17 protein-coding genes are annotated in these 21,458 nt (G+C 40.7%); 12 read left to right on the top strand and 5 right to left on the bottom strand.

What is annotated here, in order from left to right; translation table 11 throughout:
- Window positions 1-116: 116 nt before the first annotated feature.
- Entirely contained in the window at window positions 117-866 is a 750-nt protein-coding gene (locus tag ACVWYN_RS01410; protein WP_457287030.1) for a cupin domain-containing protein, read from the bottom strand.
- A 210-nt stretch (window positions 867-1,076) separates the two neighbouring features.
- On the opposite strand from ACVWYN_RS01410, the gene ACVWYN_RS01405 reads away from it, so the two are divergent.
- The gene (locus ACVWYN_RS01405; protein ID WP_457287029.1) at window positions 1,077-4,637 is read left to right on the top strand and encodes a glycoside hydrolase family 2 TIM barrel-domain containing protein; all 3,561 of its coding nucleotides are present in this window, start codon (window positions 1,077-1,079) and stop codon (window positions 4,635-4,637) included.
- A gap of 3 nt (window positions 4,638-4,640) precedes the next feature.
- Here the strand turns inward: ACVWYN_RS01405 and ACVWYN_RS01400 are convergent, their stop codons facing one another.
- Together ACVWYN_RS01400 and namA are read right to left on the bottom strand one after the other, a co-directional pair.
- A complete protein-coding gene (locus tag ACVWYN_RS01400; protein WP_457287028.1) occupies window positions 4,641-5,186 on the bottom strand; it encodes a hypothetical protein in 546 nt (181 codons plus the stop codon).
- A gap of 300 nt (window positions 5,187-5,486) precedes the next feature.
- Window positions 5,487-6,560 (bottom strand): NADPH dehydrogenase NamA, encoded by a 1,074-nt coding sequence (namA, locus tag ACVWYN_RS01395; protein WP_457287027.1) that lies wholly within the window; start codon window positions 6,558-6,560, stop codon window positions 5,487-5,489.
- A 435-nt stretch (window positions 6,561-6,995) separates the two neighbouring features.
- On the opposite strand from namA, the gene ACVWYN_RS01390 reads away from it, so the two are divergent.
- The 11 genes from ACVWYN_RS01390 (at window position 6,996) to ACVWYN_RS01340 (ending at window position 18,177) form a co-directional block, all read left to right on the top strand.
- Window positions 6,996-7,697, top strand: coding sequence for a GNAT family N-acetyltransferase (locus ACVWYN_RS01390; RefSeq protein ID WP_457287026.1), 702 nt, complete (start codon window positions 6,996-6,998; stop codon window positions 7,695-7,697).
- A 13-nt stretch (window positions 7,698-7,710) separates the two neighbouring features.
- Window positions 7,711-8,904, top strand: a complete 1,194-nt coding sequence (gene argG, locus ACVWYN_RS01385) for an argininosuccinate synthase (RefSeq protein ID WP_457287025.1) — start codon at window positions 7,711-7,713, stop codon at window positions 8,902-8,904.
- Complete coding sequence (argC, locus tag ACVWYN_RS01380) at window positions 8,894-9,865, top strand: N-acetyl-gamma-glutamyl-phosphate reductase (RefSeq protein ID WP_457287024.1); 972 nt, start codon at window positions 8,894-8,896, stop codon at window positions 9,863-9,865. Before argG ends, argC begins: the two co-directional genes overlap by 11 nt.
- A 71-nt stretch (window positions 9,866-9,936) precedes the next feature.
- Window positions 9,937-11,070: an aspartate aminotransferase family protein gene (locus ACVWYN_RS01375; protein ID WP_457287023.1), complete on the top strand. Its 1,134-nt coding sequence runs from the start codon at window positions 9,937-9,939 to the stop codon at window positions 11,068-11,070.
- On the top strand, window positions 11,067-12,032 hold the full coding sequence (locus ACVWYN_RS01370) for an acetylornithine carbamoyltransferase (protein ID WP_457287022.1): 966 nt from the start codon (window positions 11,067-11,069) through the stop codon (window positions 12,030-12,032). The genes ACVWYN_RS01375 and ACVWYN_RS01370 overlap by 4 nt, the downstream gene beginning before the upstream one ends.
- Before the next feature lie 16 nt (window positions 12,033-12,048).
- On the top strand, window positions 12,049-12,762 hold the full coding sequence (locus ACVWYN_RS01365; RefSeq protein ID WP_457287021.1) for a hypothetical protein: 714 nt from the start codon (window positions 12,049-12,051) through the stop codon (window positions 12,760-12,762).
- Between the two features lie 8 nt (window positions 12,763-12,770).
- The gene (argB, locus tag ACVWYN_RS01360) at window positions 12,771-13,565 is read left to right on the top strand and encodes an acetylglutamate kinase (protein WP_457287020.1); all 795 of its coding nucleotides are present in this window, start codon (window positions 12,771-12,773) and stop codon (window positions 13,563-13,565) included.
- Between the two features lie 2 nt (window positions 13,566-13,567).
- On the top strand, window positions 13,568-14,386 hold the full coding sequence (gene proC / locus ACVWYN_RS01355; RefSeq protein WP_457287019.1) for a pyrroline-5-carboxylate reductase: 819 nt from the start codon (window positions 13,568-13,570) through the stop codon (window positions 14,384-14,386).
- 20 nt (window positions 14,387-14,406) lie between these two features.
- Window positions 14,407-15,474 (top strand): M20 family metallo-hydrolase, encoded by a 1,068-nt coding sequence (locus ACVWYN_RS01350; RefSeq protein ID WP_457287018.1) that lies wholly within the window; start codon window positions 14,407-14,409, stop codon window positions 15,472-15,474.
- A gap of 86 nt (window positions 15,475-15,560) precedes the next feature.
- Window positions 15,561-16,892, top strand: coding sequence for an argininosuccinate lyase (argH, locus tag ACVWYN_RS01345; protein ID WP_457287017.1), 1,332 nt, complete (start codon window positions 15,561-15,563; stop codon window positions 16,890-16,892).
- A 31-nt stretch (window positions 16,893-16,923) separates the two neighbouring features.
- Complete coding sequence (locus tag ACVWYN_RS01340) at window positions 16,924-18,177, top strand: pyridoxal phosphate-dependent aminotransferase (protein WP_457287016.1); 1,254 nt, start codon at window positions 16,924-16,926, stop codon at window positions 18,175-18,177.
- A gap of 46 nt (window positions 18,178-18,223) precedes the next feature.
- On the opposite strand, the gene ACVWYN_RS01335 is transcribed toward ACVWYN_RS01340, so the two are convergent.
- Together ACVWYN_RS01335 and ACVWYN_RS01330 are read right to left on the bottom strand one after the other, a co-directional pair.
- Window positions 18,224-19,804 carry a peptide chain release factor 3 gene (locus tag ACVWYN_RS01335; protein WP_457287015.1) on the bottom strand — a complete coding sequence of 527 codons (1,581 nt, stop codon included), beginning with the start codon at window positions 19,802-19,804 and terminating at the stop codon, window positions 18,224-18,226.
- Window positions 19,805-19,891: 87 nt separating this feature from the next.
- Window positions 19,892-21,184, bottom strand: a complete 1,293-nt coding sequence (locus tag ACVWYN_RS01330; RefSeq protein WP_457287014.1) for a DUF6600 domain-containing protein — start codon at window positions 21,182-21,184, stop codon at window positions 19,892-19,894.
- Between the last annotated feature and the right edge of the window lie 274 nt (window positions 21,185-21,458).

The raw sequence follows: 21,458 nt of genomic DNA, 5'->3' as shown, positions 1-21,458 counted from the left end.
TAGCATGTATGGCTTAATACCAATAAAAGCACGCCTATCTGTTGGATAATGGACGGCCTTTTCTGCTTCATTAAAATGAGTAATCATAAGGAGCGTAATTCTAAGCGAAGCATGAATTACTTCTCCTTATTTACGGCCAATTGTGTAGATAGGGTAAGTAAGAAAATGGATTCCTCCACAGCATGTACGCTGTGTGAGATTCCAGCATGCAGGGCCAACATTTGTCCTTCTTTTAATTCAGCAGACTGATTTTCGGTATGGAATGAAATTTTCCCTTCAAGTACTTGTACGCTGATGATGCACGGTGCGGTATGGGCTTTCATCTCAGCTCCTTTATGTAGCGCAATCATCACGATGCGCATGCCCTCTGATTTGAAAATGGTGATGGAATTGCGCTCGCCTTCCTTCCAGGCTTTTTCCTGTTTAATCTGTTCCTTAAACAACGCCATGTCCATGGTTACCATTTTCGCGTCTAATAGGCGGTCGCCTTCAGGGCGCTGTGGTGTGGCTTGATTAGACTTCTCCATAATGGCGGGTTCTTTTTGCTCAGGAATCTTTAAAGCAGTGTTTTCCTTCAATGCATTGATTAGGCTATCAGTCATTTCATCACTATAAATACCATAGCCGTTTACCAAAGTTCCTTTGATGTTATGCTTGGTAGAAGAAATTGCATACACGATTGCCTCATCTGCAGGATCTGAAAAACCTTCAAATCGATAATGCTTGTCTACTATAAACTCATCTGGGTGTACCTTTAAAGAATTTTCGGAACATACCAGGCAATTGTCGCTAAGATTGAAATCTACGGTATAGCCGTCTTTTTTAAGCTTATTTAAAACTTCAGAAACGGTGGTCATTGTGTCCATATGCGATAGGGTATACGGCTAAGTTAATTATTATATATCATGTTGAGATTTATACCGCTTAACTATTTGTGTTACAGATGAAGTAAATAACCCGTTTCAGTCTGTAGCGCAAAAAAAATGTATGATTTGTCAAACATTAGGGACGATTTGCCTCCTTCTGAATAATAATTTTACCCATCTTTATTCTTTTAGAAACCTATCCTTTTAACAATGAAGTATTTTAAATTTTCGAGTTCCACTTTCTTATTTTTATTGGTTAGTCTAATCTCTTTTGGGCAGAATTTCCAGACTGGGGTAAATTATAAAATTACAAATGTAAATGGCTTTGCTATAGACAGTAAAGGTTCGGTGCAAAATGATGGACATTTGTTTGTGGCTAAAGCGGTAGCGACAAACGCAGATCAGGTATGGGCATTTTCCACCTTGGGTAATGGTTATTATACCTTATCGAATCCGGTAAGTTTCAAAGCGATAGACAATGCAAATAAGAATGCTGGGCCTGGAAATCCAGTTGTTTTATGGGATAAGGATGAAAATAATACTAATCAGCAGTGGAAAATTATAAATAATGCGGATGGAAGTGTTGCTATTGCTTCCCGGACGAGTGGCTACCAACTGGGAAGCAAGGATGGCGAATTGTTCCAGCTTAAAGCCGACGTAAATGATAAAAGTCAGCAATGGCATATAGAAGAATCAAAGGCAAAAATTGTAATTGTAAAAAGGGTAGGCAAAACGGAATGGGAGAATGAAGAGATCTTTGGTGTTAACAAAGAAGCAGGGCACGTGCCTTATATTCCTTTTGCTTCTGTAAATGAGGCAAAAAAAGATTCTACATTTAATAAACCCTGGACGACCACAAAATCTACGCTTTATCAATCATTAAATGGAGCATGGAAGTTTAATTGGGTAAAACAGCCAAGTGAGCGCCCGGTTGATTTCTACAAACCAACTTATGATGTTTCTGGTTGGAAGGAAATTCCAGTACCCTCAAATTGGGAAATGAGAGGCTATGGCACCCCTATATACACCAATATTACTTATCCTTTTGAGAATGACCCTCCCTTTATTAAAGCAAAGGCTGGTTATACCAACGAAAAGGAGCTTAATCCTGTAGGTTCTTATAGAAGGAATTTTACCATTCCTGCAAACTGGGACAAAAAATCTATTTTTCTGCGATTTGATGGGGTTTACAGTGCGATGTATGTTTGGGTAAATGGCAAGAAGATAGGCTTTAGCCAGGGCGCAAATAATATTGCCGAGTTTGATGTTACAAAAGCAGTTAAGCCTGGGAAAAATATATTAGCAGTTGAAGTTTATCGCTGGTCTGACGGAAGTTATCTGGAAGACCAGGATATGTTTAGGTTAAGTGGCATACATAGAAATGTAGCGGTGTATGCAGTTCCGAAAACCCACATCAGAGATTACAGCATTCTAACTGATTTTGATGGGAACGATTTTTCGAAAACTAAATTGAATCTAAATGTTAGTGTCAAAAATAAAGCAGGCAATGCATCTGGTGCAGGAAATTTGATGGTTTCCATTCTTGATCCAAAAGGTAGAGAGGTATTGAAGTTAAATCAAAAACTCTCTTCAATGAAAGTAAATGAAGAAAGGCTGCAAAAAATATCCGGTACAATTAGTAACCCCATCTTATGGTCTGCAGAATCCCCAAGTCTTTATTCGGCAGTTTTTAGCTTGAATGATGCCAATGGAAAAGTACAGGAAGTAATCGTATCCAAGTTTGGTGTAAGAAAAATAGAAATTAAGGATAAGAGGGTATACATTAATAACAAAGCTGTTTTTTTTAAAGGGGTGAACAGGCATGATACACATCCTCTTTATGGAAAAGCAGTTCCGGTGGAGACGATGCTTCAGGATATTTTGATGATGAAACAGAATAATATCAACACCATCCGGACGAGTCACTATCCAAACGACCCAAGGATGTATGCCATGTTTGATTATTACGGACTATATACAATGGCGGAGGCCGATTTAGAGTGTCATGGAAACCAGTCTTTGAGTAGTATGAAAAGTTGGTTGCCTGCTTATCTGGATCGTAATCTGCGAAACGTGGAGGAGCATAAAAACCATCCCTCAGTAATATTTTGGTCTATGGGTAATGAATCTGGGAAAGGAGATAATTTCGGTGATGTTTACAAAGCGATTAAAAAAATGGATCCGACCAGGCCTGTTCATTATGAAGGAAATAGTAGTGTAGCAGACCTATACTCCAGAATGTACCCCTCAGTGGAAAGCATGGCCGTTACAGATCACGACCAAACGGATCAACCATTTTTTATCTGTGAATATGCGCATTCGATGGGTAACGCTATTGGAAACCTTCCGGAGTATTGGGACTATATTGAAAATAAGTCGATAAAAACTATTGGTGGTTGTATTTGGGATTGGGTAGATCAGGGATTGGTTAAATTTGGCGGACCAAAGGATCAATATTACTATGGTGGCGATTTTGGCGACAAACCCAACGATGAAGATTTTTGTCTTAATGGTATTGTTACTTCAGACAGAAGGGTTACACCAAAACTACTTGAAGTAAAGCATGCTTATCAATATATAAAAATTCTTTCCAGTGACCCGAAAATGGGAGTTTTTAAAATAAAAAACAGTTATGACTTTACCAATTTAAAAGAGTTTGGTATACATTGGATCCTGTTGAAAGATGGAAATGCGATCGAAGAAGGTAACCTAGATCCTTTGCATATGGAGCCAGGAGCGACACGTGAATTGAAAGTTCCGTTTAGAGAAATTTTAACAGCTGGGCATGAATATTTTGTAACCATCAAATTCAATTTATTGGAGGATAAACTTTGGGGAGAAAAGGGATTAACTATGGCTTCGGGACAGTTTGCCTTGTCAGAAAAAGTGGGACTTCCATTAATTGCAACAGGTGTTGGAAAATTAAAGCTTGAAAAATCTACCACCGGTATTTTGATTGAAGGTCAAGATATTTCTGCCCAATTCAATCCTTCAACAGGGATGTTAACTTCCTTAAAGTTATTTGGTAAGGAAATGGTTTTCGAGAAAAAGGGCCTAACGCTAAATTGGTATAGAAGCATCAGTAATGATCGCCAGGATGCAACGGAACTACAAACCAATCTGGTAAGCCTAACTTCAGCATTGATTAATGGTGGTGAGCAGATAAAAATTAGCACTTCCATGGTAGGCACCCTGAATGGTAAACAGAAAAGTGTAATCCCCTTTAATATAAATTATGTTTTTTATAATTCTGGTGTTGTGGATGTTGACGTAAATATTGACAATACAAAGGATGACAATCATGTTCCCCGTCTGGGACTGCAAATGTCATTAGTGCCAGGAATGGAGAATCTGGAATGGTATGGTCGCGGACCACAAGAAAATTATGTAGACAGGAAGGCGTCTGCTTATTTTGGCATCTATAAAAATACCGTAAAAGGAATGGAAGAATATTACGCCAGAACGCAAAGTATGGGCAACCGCGAGGATACCAGGTGGTTAACGGTAAGTGATGGGAATACAGGATTTAAGGTATTGTCAAAAAACAAACTAAACTTTACCGCATTGCATTTTTACGATCAGGAGCTCTGGAGCATGAAACACCATTTTAAGTTTGATGAAAATCGAAGACCTGAGACTATTTTGAGCTTGGATTATATGCAACGAGGATTAGGAAACGCAAGTTGCGGACCAGGCCCCCTTAAAGAGTATGAACTTCCAATTGCAGATAATAATAATTATAGTTTTAGAATTGAACCTTACAAAAAATAAGGTTTAAAATCTTTTGCCAATGGTTATTCCTGCTCTTGGATAGGCATCTGAGTTGGATTGGAAAAGGCGGCCAGCACCTAAATAGACTTCTCCTACAAAACCATTTTTTGTAAGAAATTTGGCCCCTGCCGCCGCGCCTAAGCCAAAGCTGGTCTGTGTCTTGTCGCTAAAATAATTGTTCATATTTGTGCTGTAGTCGTATGCATAATAACCCCCGCTTGTAGAAGAAATAACGGCAGCATTACCCTCAATAAAAAAGCCGTTTGCCTTTTTATTGCCAAAGTAAACTCTATAATTAGGAATGATGCCAAATTTGTACTCACTACTTTTTTCTAATCCAATTATTACAGCGACACCAACACTCATATCATCTTTAAGAATTCTTTCATAATTGATCTCTGGAAAACCGGCGATGGCATAGATTAAGTTTAATTTCAACTCATTGTTGCCGTTTAGACTAGCACTTTTTAGGGAAGTTGAATCTTGTTTTTGCGCGCTGGCAAATAAAGCTGAGGCTACGATGAGGGCGGAAAGGAATAATTTTTTCATTTAGTTTGGTTGTGTTTTAGACCACCTAAGCTATGAAATATTTGGCGTTTATTAAAGCATTGGTATACTGCCTGTTTCCTATAACAAGCAGCCTATTGTACCATTTTCTTGTCATGTGACGTACTAAAACCGGTCAAAAGATGTACCAATGTCGGTCATTTGACCTTTTTTAGCACATCGATATTGCTTAAATTTATATCATTAACTGAACTACTGTTAGTTCAACAAAGCAGCTGGGGAAGCTGCTTTAGAAGTTCATTGACGTATTGTATTTAAGACCAGGTAAAGCTGTAAAGTGAGTTAAACATGTTTGCGTTTTGCGCGTTCATATTGAACTGGCCATTGCACATCTGTATTCAGTTCTTTGGCTGCGTGTAATGGAAAATAAGGATCTCGTAAAAATTCTCTTGCCAGGAATATTAGGTCTGCTTTTGAGGACTGTAGAATGTCTTCTGCCTGCTGCGGTTCTGTAATGAGGCCTACTGCTCCGGTTAAGATACCTGTTTCCGTTTTGATCTGCTCAGAAAATTGTACCTGATAACCTGCAGAAATTGGGATTTGTTGTTGTACTGTCAATCCTCCGGATGAACAGTCTATAAGGTCTATACCTTTTTCTTTTAATAGGAAAGATAGCTGGACAGACTCTTCTAGAGTCCAACCACTCTCCGCCCAGTCTGACGCAGAGATCCTCACAAATAATGGATTTTCTACCGGCCAAACCTCTTTAACTTCTTCAATTACTTCAAGCAATAGGCGGGTTCTGTTTTCGAAGCTACCTCCATATTTATCGGTTCTTTGATTGCTAAGTGGAGACAGGAATTGGTGCATTAAATAGCCATGCGCTGCGTGAATCTCGATGAGCCGATAACCTGCTTCGAGTGATCTCTTTGCTGCGGCTTTAAAATCGGCCTTTACTTTTTCAATCCCTTCAAGGGTAAGTTCAAAAGGAATTTCATCGCCTTCATGAAAAGGTATGGCACTTGGCGCAACAGGTTTCCAGCCACCTTCAATTTCTGTAATACATTTGCCTCCGTTCCATGGCAGATCAAAGCTTGCTTTTCTGCCGGCATGCGCAAGTTGGATGCCAGCAGTGGCGCCATTCTGGTGAATAAAATCTGTAATCCGCTTGAGCATTGGAATATGATCATCACTCCAGAGGCCTAAATCGCCGGTAGAGATCCGACCTTCAGGGGATACCGATGTAGCTTCCTGAATGATTAGGGCCGCGCCGCCAATTGCCCGGCTACCCAGGTGGACAAGGTGCCAGTCGGTCGCAAATCCTTTATCTGCCGAGTATTGGCACATTGGAGAAACGACGATGCGGTTTTTTAACAGCACATTTTTTATTTGCAAGGGGGAGAATAGTAGCGACATGATTAGGTAGTTAAATGACTAGAAGTGCAGTCAAATTTAAATAAAAGATAGGTTAAGGGATTGTCATAAATGGAGGGTCGGCAAATAAATTCAATGTTATTTTAATATTGCTAAAATGTAAAAAAATTAAAAACGTATTGCACAACTCAATTTTTATTTAAACCTTTGCGCCTCAACTCATTTAAAGAATTATTATAAACAGAAAATGACTCATCACCAAACACATAAACTTTGCGCCGTGCAAGCAAGTAATTTTGCTTCAGGGGATATGTTTATTGAGCGTTTGCAGCCCATATTTTTTGTGATCACAAACCGGCAAAATTATACGCCGCGCATTTGAGTAAATCTTCTGGAAATATACCATTAGATTCCACAGAGGATTGCCTCTCAAAAAACAATTAATCAGAACATTTATTTTTTTTCGTTAACCAATTAATGAATACAAACGATTTTATAGTGCAGGTTGCACTTCCTGAACATCGTGTCTTTGCAGAACAAATTTGTGAAGAAATGGCAGAATCAGCTAAAGCTCGTGGTACGGGTATAGCAAAGCGTTCGCCAGAGTATGTTGCAGGGAAGATGGTCGATGGAAAAGCGGTAATCGCATTTCATAAGGACGGCACCTGGGCTGGATTCTGTTATATAGAAACCTGGTCTCACGGGCAATTTGTTGCCAACTCGGGCTTGATTGTTAGTCCGCAATATAGAAAAGCGGGACTTGCGCATGCAATCAAGGAGAAAATATTTGAGCTTTCCAGACAGAAATATCCCAAAGCAAAGATATTTGGTTTAACAACCGGCCTTGCGGTAATGAAGATCAATTCTGATTTGGGTTACGAGCCCGTAACCTATTCTGAACTTACACAGGATGAAGAATTTTGGAAAGGATGCCAGAGTTGCGTTAACTTCGATATATTGAAAATGAAGGAGCGCAAAAACTGCATGTGTACTGCGATGCTGTACGATCCGGTAGTTCAGAAACATGATGCTGCAAAGAAATTTGCAGAAGAACTACATAAGAACCCGAGTTTGTACGAGCGCTTTATGAGCATTAAGCAGAAGCTGATTGTAAAATCAAAACCTCAAAGTAAAGGATTGAAGTCCTTATTTTTATTACTTACCATATTTTTTAAATAGCCGTTATATTAAGATGAAGAAGAAAGTTGTTTTAGCGTTTAGCGGGGGTTTAGATACCTCATTCTGTTGCATTTATCTGGCTCAGGACCGCGGTCTTGAAGTTCATTCTGTGGTTGTAAATACGGGTGGTTTTTCTGACGAAGAATTACAAGAAATAGAAAAACGTGCCTACTCACTTGGTGTAGTCTCGCATGCGGTGGTTGATGAAACTGAAAACTATTACGATAGCTGCGTAAAATATCTGATCTATGGCAATGTGCTTAAAAATGCGACATACCCGCTTTCGGTAAGTGCTGAGCGTGTTAGTCAGGCTACGGCTATTGCAAATTATGTAAAGAAAATTGGTGCTGATTATGTGGCGCACGGTAGTACCGGAGCGGGTAACGATCAGGTGCGTTTTGATATGATCTTTAACATCATCATCCCGAATGTAGAAATCATCACGCCAATTAGAGATTTAAAATTATCCCGCGAAGCTGAAATTGAATACCTGGCAGAACGTGGGGTAGTATATAGCGCTGAAAAGGCAAGGTATTCTATCAACAAAGGTTTGTGGGGAACTTCTGTAGGGGGTAAGGAAACGCTTACTTCTAACGAAACACTACCGGAAGAGGCATGGCCTACCCAGATTACTGAAACAACTCCCCGTAAGTTAGAATTAACGTTTGAAAAAGGGGAGCTGGTAGCGATAGATGGAGAAACATTTGAGCCGGTAAGAGCGATACAGAAATTACAAGCTATTGCACAACCTTACGGTATTGGCAGGGATATCCATGTTGGTGACACGATTATTGGTATAAAAGGCCGTGTTGGTTTTGAGGCAGCAGCTCCGATGGTTATCATTAAAGCGCACCATACTTTAGAGAAGCATACGCTTACCAAATGGCAGCTTTCCTGGAAAGAGCAACTGTCTTCTTTTTACGGCAACTGGTTGCATGAAGGACAGTTCCATGATCCAATTATGCGCAACATTGAGGCTTTTTTAACAGACACCCAAAAAGTGGTGAGCGGAAAGGTTTTTGTAGAGTTATTGCCGTATCGTTTTAACATTATAGGTATCGAATCTAACCACGACCTGATGAGCAATAAGTTTGGCAGCTATGGCGAGATGAATAATGCCTGGAGTGGTGAGGATGTAAAAGGTTTTTCTAAGATTTTTGGCAACCAGGTAATGATCTGGCATAAGGTGAACGGCGATGAAGGTTAGAGCTGGTATAGTTGGCGGAGCCGGATACACAGGCGGAGAAATGCTTCGTTTATTGGTAAATCATCCTTCTGTTGAGATTGCTTTTGTAAACAGCAGCAGCAATGCGGGCAACATGGTTTCTGATGTTCATGCAGATTTATTAGGTGATACTGAGCTTCGTTTTACCTCAGATTTATCTAATGATATTGATGTGTTGTTTTTATGTGTAGGCCATGGCGATGCAAAGAAATTTCTGGATGCCAATAAGATTGCAGATGGCATTAAGATCATCGATTTGAGTCAGGATTTTAGGCTAAAAGCAAATGCAGACAACGAATGGGTGTATGGTTTGCCTGAACTAAACCGTGAGCGAATTAAAAAGGCCAATTACATAGCCAATCCAGGTTGTTTTGCTACTTGTATTCAACTGGCCTTGCTACCGCTTGCAGCTAAAAGTTTATTGAGTACTGAAGTGCATATCAATGCTACTACAGGATCTACTGGAGCAGGGCAAAGCCTTGGCGCAACCTCTCATTTCAGTTGGAGAAACAATAACCTTTCTGTATACAAAGCTTTTGGTCACCAACATTTAAATGAAATTGGCGAAAGCTTAAAGCAACTGTCGCCAACTTTTGACAGTCCTATAAACTTTATTCCGCAGCGAGGAGATTTTACAAGAGGCATACTTGCGGCCATTTATCTGGATAGTGATTTAACAGAGGAAGAAGCCCAGCAGTTGTTTGAAGACTATTATGCTGAACATCCGTTTACGCATGTAAGCAAGAAAAATGTAGACCTTAAACAGGTAGTAAACACCAATAAGGGTTTAGTGCATGTGGAAAAGCACGACGGTAAACTTTTTATAGTTAGTATAATTGATAATTTGTTAAAAGGTGCCAGCGGACAGGCGGTACAGAATATGAACCTCATATTTGGATTGCCTGAAAGCGAAGGACTACGGCTTAAGGCTCAGGCATTTTAAGCCGGGCCAGATGCTATTGCCAAATTCACCTTATCTATTAACAATGCCTTAGGGCAACAAATTATAAAACAATGAATTTATTTGACGTTTATCCACTCAATAATATAGAAATAACTAAAGCGCTGGGCAGCATTGTCTGGGATGCAGAAGGACAAGAATACTTAGACTTATATGGCGGTCATGCTGTGATATCCATTGGTCATACCCATCCACATTATGTAAAGCGCATAACAGATCAACTGAACAAAGTTGGTTTTTACTCCAATTCGGTTTTGATTCCACTTCAGAACGAACTTGCAACAAAGTTAGGGCAGGTTTCTGGTAAGGTTGATTACCAATTGTTTTTGTGCAATTCTGGAGCTGAGGCTAACGAAAATGCGTTAAAACTGGCTTCTTTTTACAATGGAAGAAAAAAAGTGATTGCATTTAAAGGCGCATTCCATGGTCGTACTTCATTGGCCGTATCTGCTACGGACAACCCGAAAATTATTGCGCCGGTAAATGAAACAGACAATGTGGTTTTCCTTCCGCATAATGATGAAGGAGCTTTAAAACAGGCTTTTGATGCATACGGGAATGAGATCTGCGCAGTAATTATAGAAGGTATACAAGGCGTTGGTGGGATCAAAGAAGCATCTATTGAATTTTTGAAATTGATACGTTCGCTTTGCGATCAATACAATGCGGTATACATTGCCGATAGCGTTCAGTGTGGCTATGGCAGAACAGGTTTGTTCTATTCTCATGATTACGCAGGAGTAGAAGCCGATGTTTACACCATGGCAAAAGGTATGGGCAACGGCTTCCCGGTAGCGGGCATCATCATTGCACCTAAATTTAAGCCTTGGCATGGCATGCTGGGTACAACCTTTGGCGGTAACCATTTGGCTTGTGCGGCCGCGCTTGCTGTATTGGAGATTATTGAACAGGATAACCTCCTTGCAAATGCAGCAGAAGTTGGTGATTACCTGATTACTGAATTAAAAAAGATTGAAGGGATTAAGGAAGTGCGTGGAAGAGGTTTGATGATAGGGATAGAATTGCCAGAATCTTTACCCAATGTTAAAAAAGACTTGTTGTTTAAACATAAAATTTTTACGGGAGAGGCAAAGCCTAATGTGATCAGGTTATTACCTGCATTGAATTTGACCATAGCCCATGCTGATCAGTTTCTTAATGAATTTAAAATTGCTTTAAAAGGATGAACCAGTTTACCTCAGTACACGACGTAAAAGACATTAAACAGTTATTAAAAGATGCCTTAACTTTAAAGGAAAACCCTTATAGTTTGCAGGACCTGGGTAAGAACAAAACCCTGGGTCTGGTTTTTCTTAATCCCAGTTTGCGCACCCGTTTAAGCACCCAAAAAGCGGCGCTTAATTTGGGGATGAACGTGATGGTCATGAACATGGACAAAGAGGGTTGGGCATTAGAAACTCAGGATGGTGTGGTGATGAACGGCAGTACTGTAGAACATATTCGGGAGGCTGCCGCTGTAATGGGACAATATTGCGATATTTTGGGGCTGCGTTCGTTTCCTAAGCTGATAAACAGGGATGAGGATTATAATGAAGATTTCTTTACCAAATTTATTAAATATTGTGGCGTTCCGGTTGTAAGTTTGGAAAGTGCAACAAGGCACCCTTTGCAAAGTTTGGCTGATCTGGTTACTATTAAGGAAACCTGGAAAGGTGAAGGGAAGCCTAAAGTTATTCTTGCCTGGGCCCCACATATAAAGGCGTTGCCGCAGGCAGTACCAAATTCTTTTGCAGAATGGATGTGTAAGGCACAGCAGGATGGAATGATAGATTTTACCATTGCACAACCAAAAGGCTACGAGCTTAATGAAGATTTTACTCCTGGAGCAACAATTACTCATAACCTTGATGAGGCACTTTCCGGTGCGGATTATATCTATGTTAAAAACTGGTCAAGCTACAAAGAGTATGGAAAAGTGCTGACCTATCCTGAAGGCTGGATGTTGAATAACAGTAAATTGGAAGGAACAAATAATGCGAGAGTAATGCATTGTTTGCCGGTAAGGAGAGATTTAGAACTTTCATCGGAAATACTTGATGGTCCGAATTCTCTGGTGATTCATGAAGCAGGAAACAGGCTTTGGGCAGCACAGGCAGTATTGAAACAAATGCTGGAAAGCTTATCTTAGTAAATAAATGCGCTTTATGATCAAACAGACAATTGCACTTTTTATTGGTTTGAGCATTTATGCTTCCGCATTCTCTCAAAGAGTTGATGGAAAAGTTACGCTCGTAAGTAATACACAGGCAGTTGAAGGCCGCCTGAATAAAATGAGCTTTGATTTATACAAAGGAGCGGTTGTTCATTTAAGGAGCTTAAAAGGGGGTATTGCCCACATTCAATTGGAAGGTTATATTAAAAATTCGAAAAAGCTGCCGGCTGTAATTTATAGCGACATGGCATATAATCATGTTTCAGGGAAATTATTCTCGGCAAAAAAGCTGCATCTATTTGGCGAGCGAACCTACTTTTTAGAAGGAGATATAAAATCGGCGAACATTAATATCAAAGACTTGCCTGAATGGCGGATTTCTGAGTTGATTGGAAAGGGAATGTTATCAGAGAAGGCCGTCAAAGCAACATTGTCTAAATATAAATTTCACACAGATGATTTTTTTGGATACAGCAGCTATTTTTATTATCAGAATGATCTGGACGACCCGTCGCCTGGCGATCGGATCAGGATTTTATTTAAAAAGGGGAAGTTGAAAGGAGTGATTCATCAGTTTTGTGTTGGTTATTTAAAGCCTGAAAATAAGCTTGATTACGCTTATCTATGGATAGATCCCTCTGTTGACGCGGCTGAAAAAAAGCAAATGATGAGTGATTATACCAAGTTTAGGCGCAGCGTAGATTAATGTTAAACATGAGCAAGAATAAACTTAGTGTAATAAAGATCGGTGGAAACGTAATTGACAACTCTGAAAAGTTGCATCAGTTTCTGTTAGATTTTACTGCCCTGCCTGGGGATAAGATCCTGGTGCATGGAGGAGGTAAGATTGCGACGGAGCTGGGTGATTCTTTAGGGGTAACGGCTAAAATGGTTGAAGGTAGGCGAATTACGGATATCGAGACTTTAAGGATAGTGACGATGGTATATGCCGGACTCATTAATAAAAATATAGTAGCGCAGTTACAGGCAAGGGGCAGCAATGCCATTGGGTTGACGGGTGCCGATGGAAATATTATAAAAGCAGTAAAGCGCCCGGTTAAAGAAATTGATTATGGATTTGTTGGAGATCTGGATGAGCATTCAGTTTCGGCAGATGCATTGGAAAGCCTGCTTAAGGCAGGAATGGTACCTGTGCTTTGTGCGATTACCCATGATGGCGATTCTCAATTGCTAAATACCAATGCAGATACTATTGCCTCTGCTGTGGCGGTAGCCATGGCTAAGCATTACGAAACCGCTTTAATCTATTGTTTTGAAAAAAGTGGCGTAATGCGTGATATTGACGACGACAGTTCTTTAGTCCGGGAGATCAGGATGGATGAATTGGATACCCTAAAAGCAGAAGGAGTAGTATCTGGAGGGATGATCCCAAAGTTACATAATGCATTTGAAGCAATAAAGAGCGGGGTAGAAGTCGTGTACATAGGCAAAGCTGATGAGCTATCACAAATAGATCAGCAAAATTTCGGAACAAGATTAATCAGATAAAGATGAACCAGTTTAAAGGCAATATTGCCATATTAGGAAGCGGAAACATAGGTATTTCACTAGCGAAAGGGCTGGTAAAAGCAAATTATGCAGAAGCTGGACAAATTAGCCTGACCAGACGCAATATTGCCAACTTAAGCGCAATGGCTGAACAGGGGTTTATAACCGATAACGATAATGCTGCCGTAGTAGCAGGAGCTGATCTGGTAGTGCTTGCCGTTTTGCCACAGCAGCTAAATCAGTTGCTTGACCAGATTGCACCCTCAGTAAATATAGAAAAGCAGGTTTTCATTTCTGTGGCATCAGGTGTAAGCTGCGCCGATATTAGAAATAAATTGGGCGACAAGGTGCAGGTGATACGCGCCATGCCCAATACAGCGATTGCAATTGGGCAGTCTATGACCTGCGTAGCTACAGACAATGCTACAGCGGAAAATGTAGCGGAGGTAACGCGGATGTTTGAAACTGTAGGATCGGTAGTGAAGATCAATGAAGACCTGATGACTTCTGCAACGGCCTTATGTGCCTGTGGTATCGCATTCTTTTTAAGAGCGATCAGGGCTGCTTCTCAAGGAGGTGTTGAAATTGGTTTCCATGCAGATGAAGCCCTTAAAATGGCTGTACAAACAGCAAAGGGAGCGGCCGATTTATTGTTGCAAATGCAATCTCACCCTGAACAGGAAATAGATAAAGTAACATCGCCAAAAGGCTGTACAATTGCTGGACTGAATGAGATGGAGCACAATGGCTTTAGCTCATCATTAATTAAAGGTATTAAGCTGTCTGCTGTAAAAGCAGGGGCGCTGTATACCAAAGAGTAAAACGGAATAATTAATAATACATGATAGAACAACTGCAAAAGGATAGCCTGGAATTGTTAAAGCAGCTAATCCGGATACAATCATTCAGTAAAGAAGAAGATAAGACCGGTGATGTGATTGAACAATTTTTGCAGCAACGTGATATAAAAACCCATCGTAAGCTTAACAATATATGGGCTTACAATAAGCATTTTGATGCTGCTAAGCCTACAGTTTTGCTGAATTCGCATCACGATACAGTTAAACCAAATTCTGGCTACACCCGCGACCCTTATGATGCGCTGGTAGAAGAGGATAAGCTTTTTGGATTGGGAAGTAATGATGCTGGTGGTTGTCTGGTATCCCTTATTGGGACCTTCCTGTATTTTTACGAACAAGAAGGTTTGAATTACAACATTTGCCTGGCTGCAACAGCTGAAGAAGAAATATCTGGTAATGATGGTTTAGAATGTGTATTGCCAGATCTTGGAGAACTGGAATTTGCAATTGTTGGAGAACCTACACAGATGAACCTGGCCATAGCAGAACGTGGACTATTGGTTTTGGATTGTATTGCAACAGGTAGGGCGGGCCATGCTGCACGGGAAGAAGGGGATAATGCGATTTATAAAGCACTTAAAGATATTGAATGGTTTAGGAACTATAAATTCTCTAAAATATCAGAGGTTTTTGGTCCGCTGAAGATGACAGTAACCATTATTAATGCAGGCTCGCAACACAACGTGGTACCGGCCACATGTTCTTTTACTGTAGATGTGCGCGTAACTGACTCTTACACCAATGAGGAAGTGCTTAAGATTATCCGCACGAATGTAGATTGTGAGGTAAAGCCACGTTCTATAAGACTTAAGCCTTCTTCTATTGACAAAGCACACCCATTGGTACAGGCTGGTATTGCATTAGGGCGGACAACTTATGGATCGCCGACTACATCAGATCAGGCGTTGTTGAGCATCCCTTCTGTAAAGGTTGGTCCGGGTGATTCTGGACGGTCTCATATGGCAGACGAGTTTATCTTTGTTGACGAGGTTGCAGAGGGGATAGCACTTTATATCGCTATGCTGAAACCAGTTATAGGAGGTAAATAGTCTACCACCAGAGTGGTCTTATCTCCATATTTTTATGATATTTGCACATAGTTTGCCGCGGCTAGCGGATTGATAATCGAATTTAAATGAAGATCTGGCAGAAGAACGTAACCGTTAATAAAGATATAGAAACATTTACCGTTGGAAAGGACAGAGAACTGGACTTGCAAATGGCAGCTTTTGATGTACTTGGATCTCTTGCACATGTACAAATGCTGGAGAGCATAGGACTACTTACCGCAACTGATCTGGCATCTATCCAGAAAGAGCTTAAGCACATTTATACTGAAATTGAAGCCGGTACCTTTACTATTGATGACACCGTGGAGGACGTACACTCGCAAGTGGAATGGTTGCTTACGCAACGAATAGGAGAAGCGGGCAAAAAAATTCATAGTGGGCGCTCTCGTAACGACCAGGTACTGGTTGATCTTAAGCTTTTTTTTAGAAATTGCATTGAGGAAATGGTGGGTAATACCTCTGTTTTATTTGGACAGTTAATAGCATTGAGCAATACCCATAAAGATAAATTACTGCCAGGATATACCCATTTGCAAATAGCAATGCCTTCCTCTTTTGGCTTGTGGTTTGGCGCATATGCAGAAAGCCTGGTTGATGATATGGAACTGATGCTTGCTGCCTGGAAGATCTGTAATAAAAACCCTTTAGGATCAGCCGCAGGTTATGGTTCTTCTTTCCCGCTTAACCGTACTATGACTACAGAGCTGCTCGGCTTTGAACGTTTAAATTATAACGTTGTTTACGCGCAGATGGGTAGAGGTAAGACGGAGAGAATACTTGCGCAGGCCATGTCTTCGGTTGCAGCTACACTTGCAAAAATGGCAATGGATGTTTGTCTTTTTATTAGTCAGAATTTTAGCTTTATTGGTTTTCCTGACGAATTGACTACAGGATCCAGCATTATGCCTCACAAAAAGAATCCTGATGTATTTGAGCTGATCAGATCGCGTTGCAACAAGATCCAGGCATTACCTAATGAGATTGCTATGATGATTACCAATTTGCCATCGGGCTATCATCGCGACCTTCAATTACTCAAAGAAAATCTTTTCCCTGCCATAACGTCTTTAAACGAATGTTTAGAGATAACAACATTTATGCTGCAGAATATTACGGTAAAGGATAATATTCTTGATGATAAAAAGTACGCTTACCTATTTAGTGTGGAAGTTGTCAATGAGCTTGCCTTAAAGGGAACACCTTTTAGAGAAGCGTACAAGATTGTTGGTGAAAGTATAGAGAATGGAACATTTGCGCCTACAAAGACCGTAAACCATACCCACGAAGGGAGTATAGGCAATCTATGCAATACTGAAATAGAAGGCATGATGATGGAGATCCTTGAGCAATTCAAATTTGAGAAAACGAAAGAAGCCATAAAGCAATTGCTTGCTTAAGTGGAATATTAATTTTAATAAATATTAAGAAATGAAAGTATCAGTATTGGCCAGCTCCCTTATCGGATCGGAAATCATTAAAATAGGTAACGAAGTTAATGAGATGAAGCGCAAGGGTGCGCAAATTGCCAACCTGACTATTGGTGATTTTGATCCTGAAATATTTCCTATACCAGAAGAGCTGAAAGATGGAATAATTAGTGCCTATAATGCGCATCAAACCAACTACCCGCCCGCTGATGGTATTTTACCACTACGTGAAACCGTATCTGAAATGCTGAAAGATAGGTTTGGATTGGAATACAGCACTTCTGAAATCTTAATATCTGGAGGATCCCGACCGCTTATTTATGCCACTTATCTGGCATTGATAGATCCGGGTGATAAAGTAGTTTTTCCGGCCCCTTCCTGGAACAATAACCACTATTGCCATTTAACGGGAGCAACCGCCGTTGCAGTAGAGACGGATACAGAAAATAATTTTATGCCTACTGCTGCACAGCTAAAGCCACATCTTAAAGGTGCAACTTTACTGGCTTTATGTTCTCCGCTTAATCCTACAGGTACCATGTTTACTGCAGAACAGCTTGCTGAAATCTGCGATGTGGTGATTGAAGAGAACCATTCCAGAGGTTTGAATGAGAAGCCGCTATACATGATGTATGATCAGATCTATTCGCTGCTTACATTTGAAGTTGATCATGTGAATCCGGTTAGTTTAAGGCCTGAAATAAGAGATTACGTTATATTTGTAGACGGCAGTTCTAAATGCCTTGCCGCAACCGGCGTTAGGGTAGGTTGGGGTTTTGGTCCTGCAGACATTATAAACAGGATGAAGGCCCTTATAGGGCATATGGGCGCCTGGGCACCCAAAGCAGAGCAAGTTGCTATGGCCAATTATTTTGGAAATAAAGAAATACTGGATGGATTCCTTAGTTCTTTTAAAGCTAAGATTCAGGATAGCTTAAATGCATTATATAACGGGTTTATTGAATTGAAGAAAGCAGGCTTTGACGTTGATGCTGTTAAGCCGATGGGAGCCATATACCTAACCATTAGGATAAATTATATCGGCAAATCAACTCCCGAAGGAGAAGTTTTGAAAAATAGTGCTGATGTTAATTTTTATCTGATTAAGGAAGCAATGGTTGCATTAGTGCCTTTTTCCGCATTTGGTAATGAAGAAGACATGCCTTGGTACAGGGCGTCTGTAGGCGCCTCCACTTTGCAAGATATAAAAGACATGCTGCCGCGGATTAAGACAGCACTGAGCAAGCTAAAATAGATTTTGAGACATTAAAAAGGCGACGGTTGATAGTCGCCTTTTGGTATTACTTGAATTCTGATGTTTTATGGAATTCAATATCAGGATAATCACGCATGGTCATATTGATCATAAAGTCGTTGTCTGCCAAGAAAACGGGATTTCCATCTTTGTCTTCACCTATGTGGTGTTGCTTTCTTTTTAAGAATTCTTCCAGCTTTTTCTTATCCTTGGAAGTAACCCAGTTTGACCTGCCATAGCTAAGCGTTCTAAAATGGGCTTTAGCACCATACTCATGCTCTAACCTAAATGCAATTACCTCAAACTGAAGTTCTCCAACTGCGCCTATGATTTTTCTGTTTCCGGGTTGTTGTGTGAAGAGTTGAGCTACACCTTCTTCAGTTAGCTGTTGTATTCCTTTTTCCAATTGCTTTGTTCTAAGAGGATCTCTGTTCTCCACCTCTTTAAAAATCTCTGGAGAAAAGCTTGGGATACCTTTGAATTGAAGTTTTTCCCCTTCAGTTAACGTATCGCCAATTTTAAAATTGCCACTGTCGTACAAGCCAACAACATCACCTGGCCAGGCCTCTTCAACAATGCTTTTCTCATTGGCCATGAAATCCATTGGATTAGAGAATTTTAGCTTTTTATCTTGTCTGGTGTGATAATAGAACTTATTACGTTCAAATTTTCCGGAGCATACTCTTAAAAATGCAATCCTGTCACGGTGCTTCGGATCAAGGTTGGCATGGATCTTAAATACAAAACCAGAAAAATTCTTCTCATCAACCATTACTTCCCTTTGTTCCGCTTCCCTGCTTTTGGGGCTGGGGGCTATGTTGATAAAGGTGTCTAGCAATTCTTTTATACCGAAGTTGTTAATGGCGCTTCCAAAAAATACTGGGGCTAACAAGCCTTCAATGTACATGCTCTTATCGAGCGAGCCGTATACCCCTTCTACCAATTCCAGGCCTTCCTTTAACCCGTTAAGTTCTTTTGGCTTCAGAAAATTAGAAAGATTTGGATCGTTTAAGTCGCCCACCTCAATTACCGGCTCACTGATTTTGGTTTTATCGGGTTCAAAAAGGTTCAGGTGTTTGTTATAGATGCTATAAACACCTTTGAAAGTATGGCCTTGTCCAATTGGCCATGACAGCGGACAAAGGCTGATGTTTAATTTATTTTCTATTTCGTCAAGCAGATCGAATGCATCTTTACCCTCGCGGTCCATCTTATTGATAAAGATAATTACCGGTGTGTTCCGCATCCGGCAAACTGCCATTAGCTTTTCGGTTTGCTCTTCCACACCTTTAACACAGTCCACTACCAGAATAACACTGTCTACCGCCGATAACGTGCGATAGGTATCTTCAGCAAAGTCTTTATGGCCTGGTGTATCTAGAATATTTATGCGCTTGCCGCTGTATTCAAAGCCCATTACGGAAGTAGCAACAGAAATTCCACGTTGCTTCTCTATCTCCATAAAATCTGAGGTGCTGCTTTGGTTGGCTTTATTTCGTTTTACCGCACCTGCCGTATTGATGGCACCTCCAAAAAGCAGAAATTTCTCTGTAAGGGTTGTTTTACCAGCATCAGGGTGACTAATAATGGCGAATGTTTTTCGTTTTTCTATTTCCGGGTGAATCATAAAGAATTAAGCCTGTGCGCTTTTGCAAAGCTGCAAAGATAATAAAAAAGCCGGCTGTGTGCCGGCTTTCTTAATCGCTTTAAAATGTTATCCTCTACCGCTTCTGGATGGCCTGCCAGCAGAGCTGCTTCCACGCCCCTCATTTCCAGAGGATCTGCTTGGCTCAGAACGCTCTATTCTTTGAGGTGCCTGTTGTTGTACTTCAGGCCTTCTTTCCATACGCTGTGGCTGTTCCTGTCTAGGCTGTTCCTGTCTGGGTTGTTCCTGCCTTGCAGGTGGGGCTTGCTCTTGTCTAGGTTGCCTATCAGGTTGTGCTTGTCTTTCAGGTTGTGATTGGCGCTCAGTCAGGATTGGTCTTTGATTTTGTTCTTGTCTAATTTGTGGCTGGGCCTGATCTTGTCTGCCAACACGGTCTGGTCTTGTCGATGTTGCTATTTCTGCTCTTTGCTGTTGATCACGTTGTGGTGCCGCTTGCTGTGTATTTCTATCAGACCTATTGTCTATAGACGCTCTGCTTGAGGCCACATCGTTACTTCTTGATGGGCGATCATAGTTGTTTCCTTGTCTTCCATCTTGGGTTGAGCGGTCAGGCCTTGCTGTTGCATACCCTTCGCCCTTAACGGATTCCCTTGGTCCAACAACATTTGTATTTCCTGATCTGCTGCGACTTGGTGAATACATGTTGATCCTGTTGCCGTCGAAAGTGCTTCTACTTGGTCTGGCAGTTCTGTTCACACTATAAACGGGAACATCTCTTCCAGTATACTGCCTGATATCATTTGCTCTCGGGCCACTAGAATAATAACGGTTGTTTCTTACATAGGTATTGTTGATAATGGTGGTGTTATTAATGATTACTAAGTTTCTGCGTGAATAATATCTTGGAAAGCTGTTGTAGTAAATATTTCGTTGTGGCACGAAAACCCACCATAGATCAGGAATGCCTATGTTTATGTTAACATTCATGCCGGGACCCATTGGCGCCCAACCATAATATCCGCCTCCGCTTCTCCAGCTTACCCATGCCGGTCCCCATTTTGTATCAGGAATCCACACCCACTGGCTGTAACGGTTGTAAACCCAACGTCCGTAATGGAAAGGTGCCCAGCCCCAGTCGTAATCAGATACCCATGTGTTGCCATACTCTGTCATTGCCCAGCGACCATTACTGTAATAAGGTCTGAAATCGCCCTGACCTACATCAGGCCGCCATACATACCCATACTGAGAATCCTGAATCCAGGTTCCATAAGGAGACAATTCATCGTAGAAGGATTGCATGGAGACATCTTCGCCTTGTGCCATAACCTTTTGCGTGATTCCGGTTAGAAGGAGCATGAGCCCCAGCACAATAGCCGGTAATTTGATCATGTGTTTCATTTTGTGTGTGTTTTAAATTTACCTAACGATCTTTATATATCAATTTGAGTTCCAAACCAACTCAAAAGTTTAATGGCTAATAAAATATTACATTATGGTTATGAAGAATAACGTAATTATATTGGTTTAAGTCTTGTTAATACGAACATATAATCTGTTCTGCTAGTAACAATTTACAAAATACTTTTTGTAAAGACGAGTGTTAAACAAAGAAGGTTGCACGGAGATTACAATAATTTAGCACCTTTGTGGCAAACGAAAGTAAATAATGCGT

It is taken from the genome of Pedobacter sp. UYP24, assembly GCF_054057295.1.
Note: the sequence above shows the minus strand (reverse complement) of the source record. Positions and strands in the feature narration are given on the sequence as shown.

Excerpts from the sequence above, each read along its gene's own strand:
- ACVWYN_RS01410 (WP_457287030.1), bottom strand. The coding sequence starts at position 866 with ATGGACACAATGACCACCGTTTCTGAAGTTTTAAATAAGCTTAAAAAA.
- ACVWYN_RS01405 (WP_457287029.1), top strand. The coding sequence starts at position 1,077 with ATGAAGTATTTTAAATTTTCGAGTTCCACTTTCTTATTTTTATTGGTT.
- ACVWYN_RS01400 (WP_457287028.1), bottom strand. The coding sequence starts at position 5,186 with ATGAAAAAATTATTCCTTTCCGCCCTCATCGTAGCCTCAGCTTTATTT.
- namA (WP_457287027.1), bottom strand. The coding sequence starts at position 6,560 with ATGTCGCTACTATTCTCCCCCTTGCAAATAAAAAATGTGCTGTTAAAA.
- ACVWYN_RS01390 (WP_457287026.1), top strand. The coding sequence starts at position 6,996 with ATGAATACAAACGATTTTATAGTGCAGGTTGCACTTCCTGAACATCGT.
- argG (WP_457287025.1), top strand. The coding sequence starts at position 7,711 with ATGAAGAAGAAAGTTGTTTTAGCGTTTAGCGGGGGTTTAGATACCTCA.
- argC (WP_457287024.1), top strand. The coding sequence starts at position 8,894 with ATGAAGGTTAGAGCTGGTATAGTTGGCGGAGCCGGATACACAGGCGGA.
- ACVWYN_RS01375 (WP_457287023.1), top strand. The coding sequence starts at position 9,937 with ATGAATTTATTTGACGTTTATCCACTCAATAATATAGAAATAACTAAA.
- ACVWYN_RS01370 (WP_457287022.1), top strand. The coding sequence starts at position 11,067 with ATGAACCAGTTTACCTCAGTACACGACGTAAAAGACATTAAACAGTTA.
- ACVWYN_RS01365 (WP_457287021.1), top strand. The coding sequence starts at position 12,049 with ATGATCAAACAGACAATTGCACTTTTTATTGGTTTGAGCATTTATGCT.
- argB (WP_457287020.1), top strand. The coding sequence starts at position 12,771 with ATGAGCAAGAATAAACTTAGTGTAATAAAGATCGGTGGAAACGTAATT.
- proC (WP_457287019.1), top strand. The coding sequence starts at position 13,568 with ATGAACCAGTTTAAAGGCAATATTGCCATATTAGGAAGCGGAAACATA.
- ACVWYN_RS01350 (WP_457287018.1), top strand. The coding sequence starts at position 14,407 with ATGATAGAACAACTGCAAAAGGATAGCCTGGAATTGTTAAAGCAGCTA.
- argH (WP_457287017.1), top strand. The coding sequence starts at position 15,561 with ATGAAGATCTGGCAGAAGAACGTAACCGTTAATAAAGATATAGAAACA.
- ACVWYN_RS01340 (WP_457287016.1), top strand. The coding sequence starts at position 16,924 with ATGAAAGTATCAGTATTGGCCAGCTCCCTTATCGGATCGGAAATCATT.
- ACVWYN_RS01335 (WP_457287015.1), bottom strand. The coding sequence starts at position 19,804 with ATGATTCACCCGGAAATAGAAAAACGAAAAACATTCGCCATTATTAGT.
- ACVWYN_RS01330 (WP_457287014.1), bottom strand. The coding sequence starts at position 21,184 with ATGAAACACATGATCAAATTACCGGCTATTGTGCTGGGGCTCATGCTC.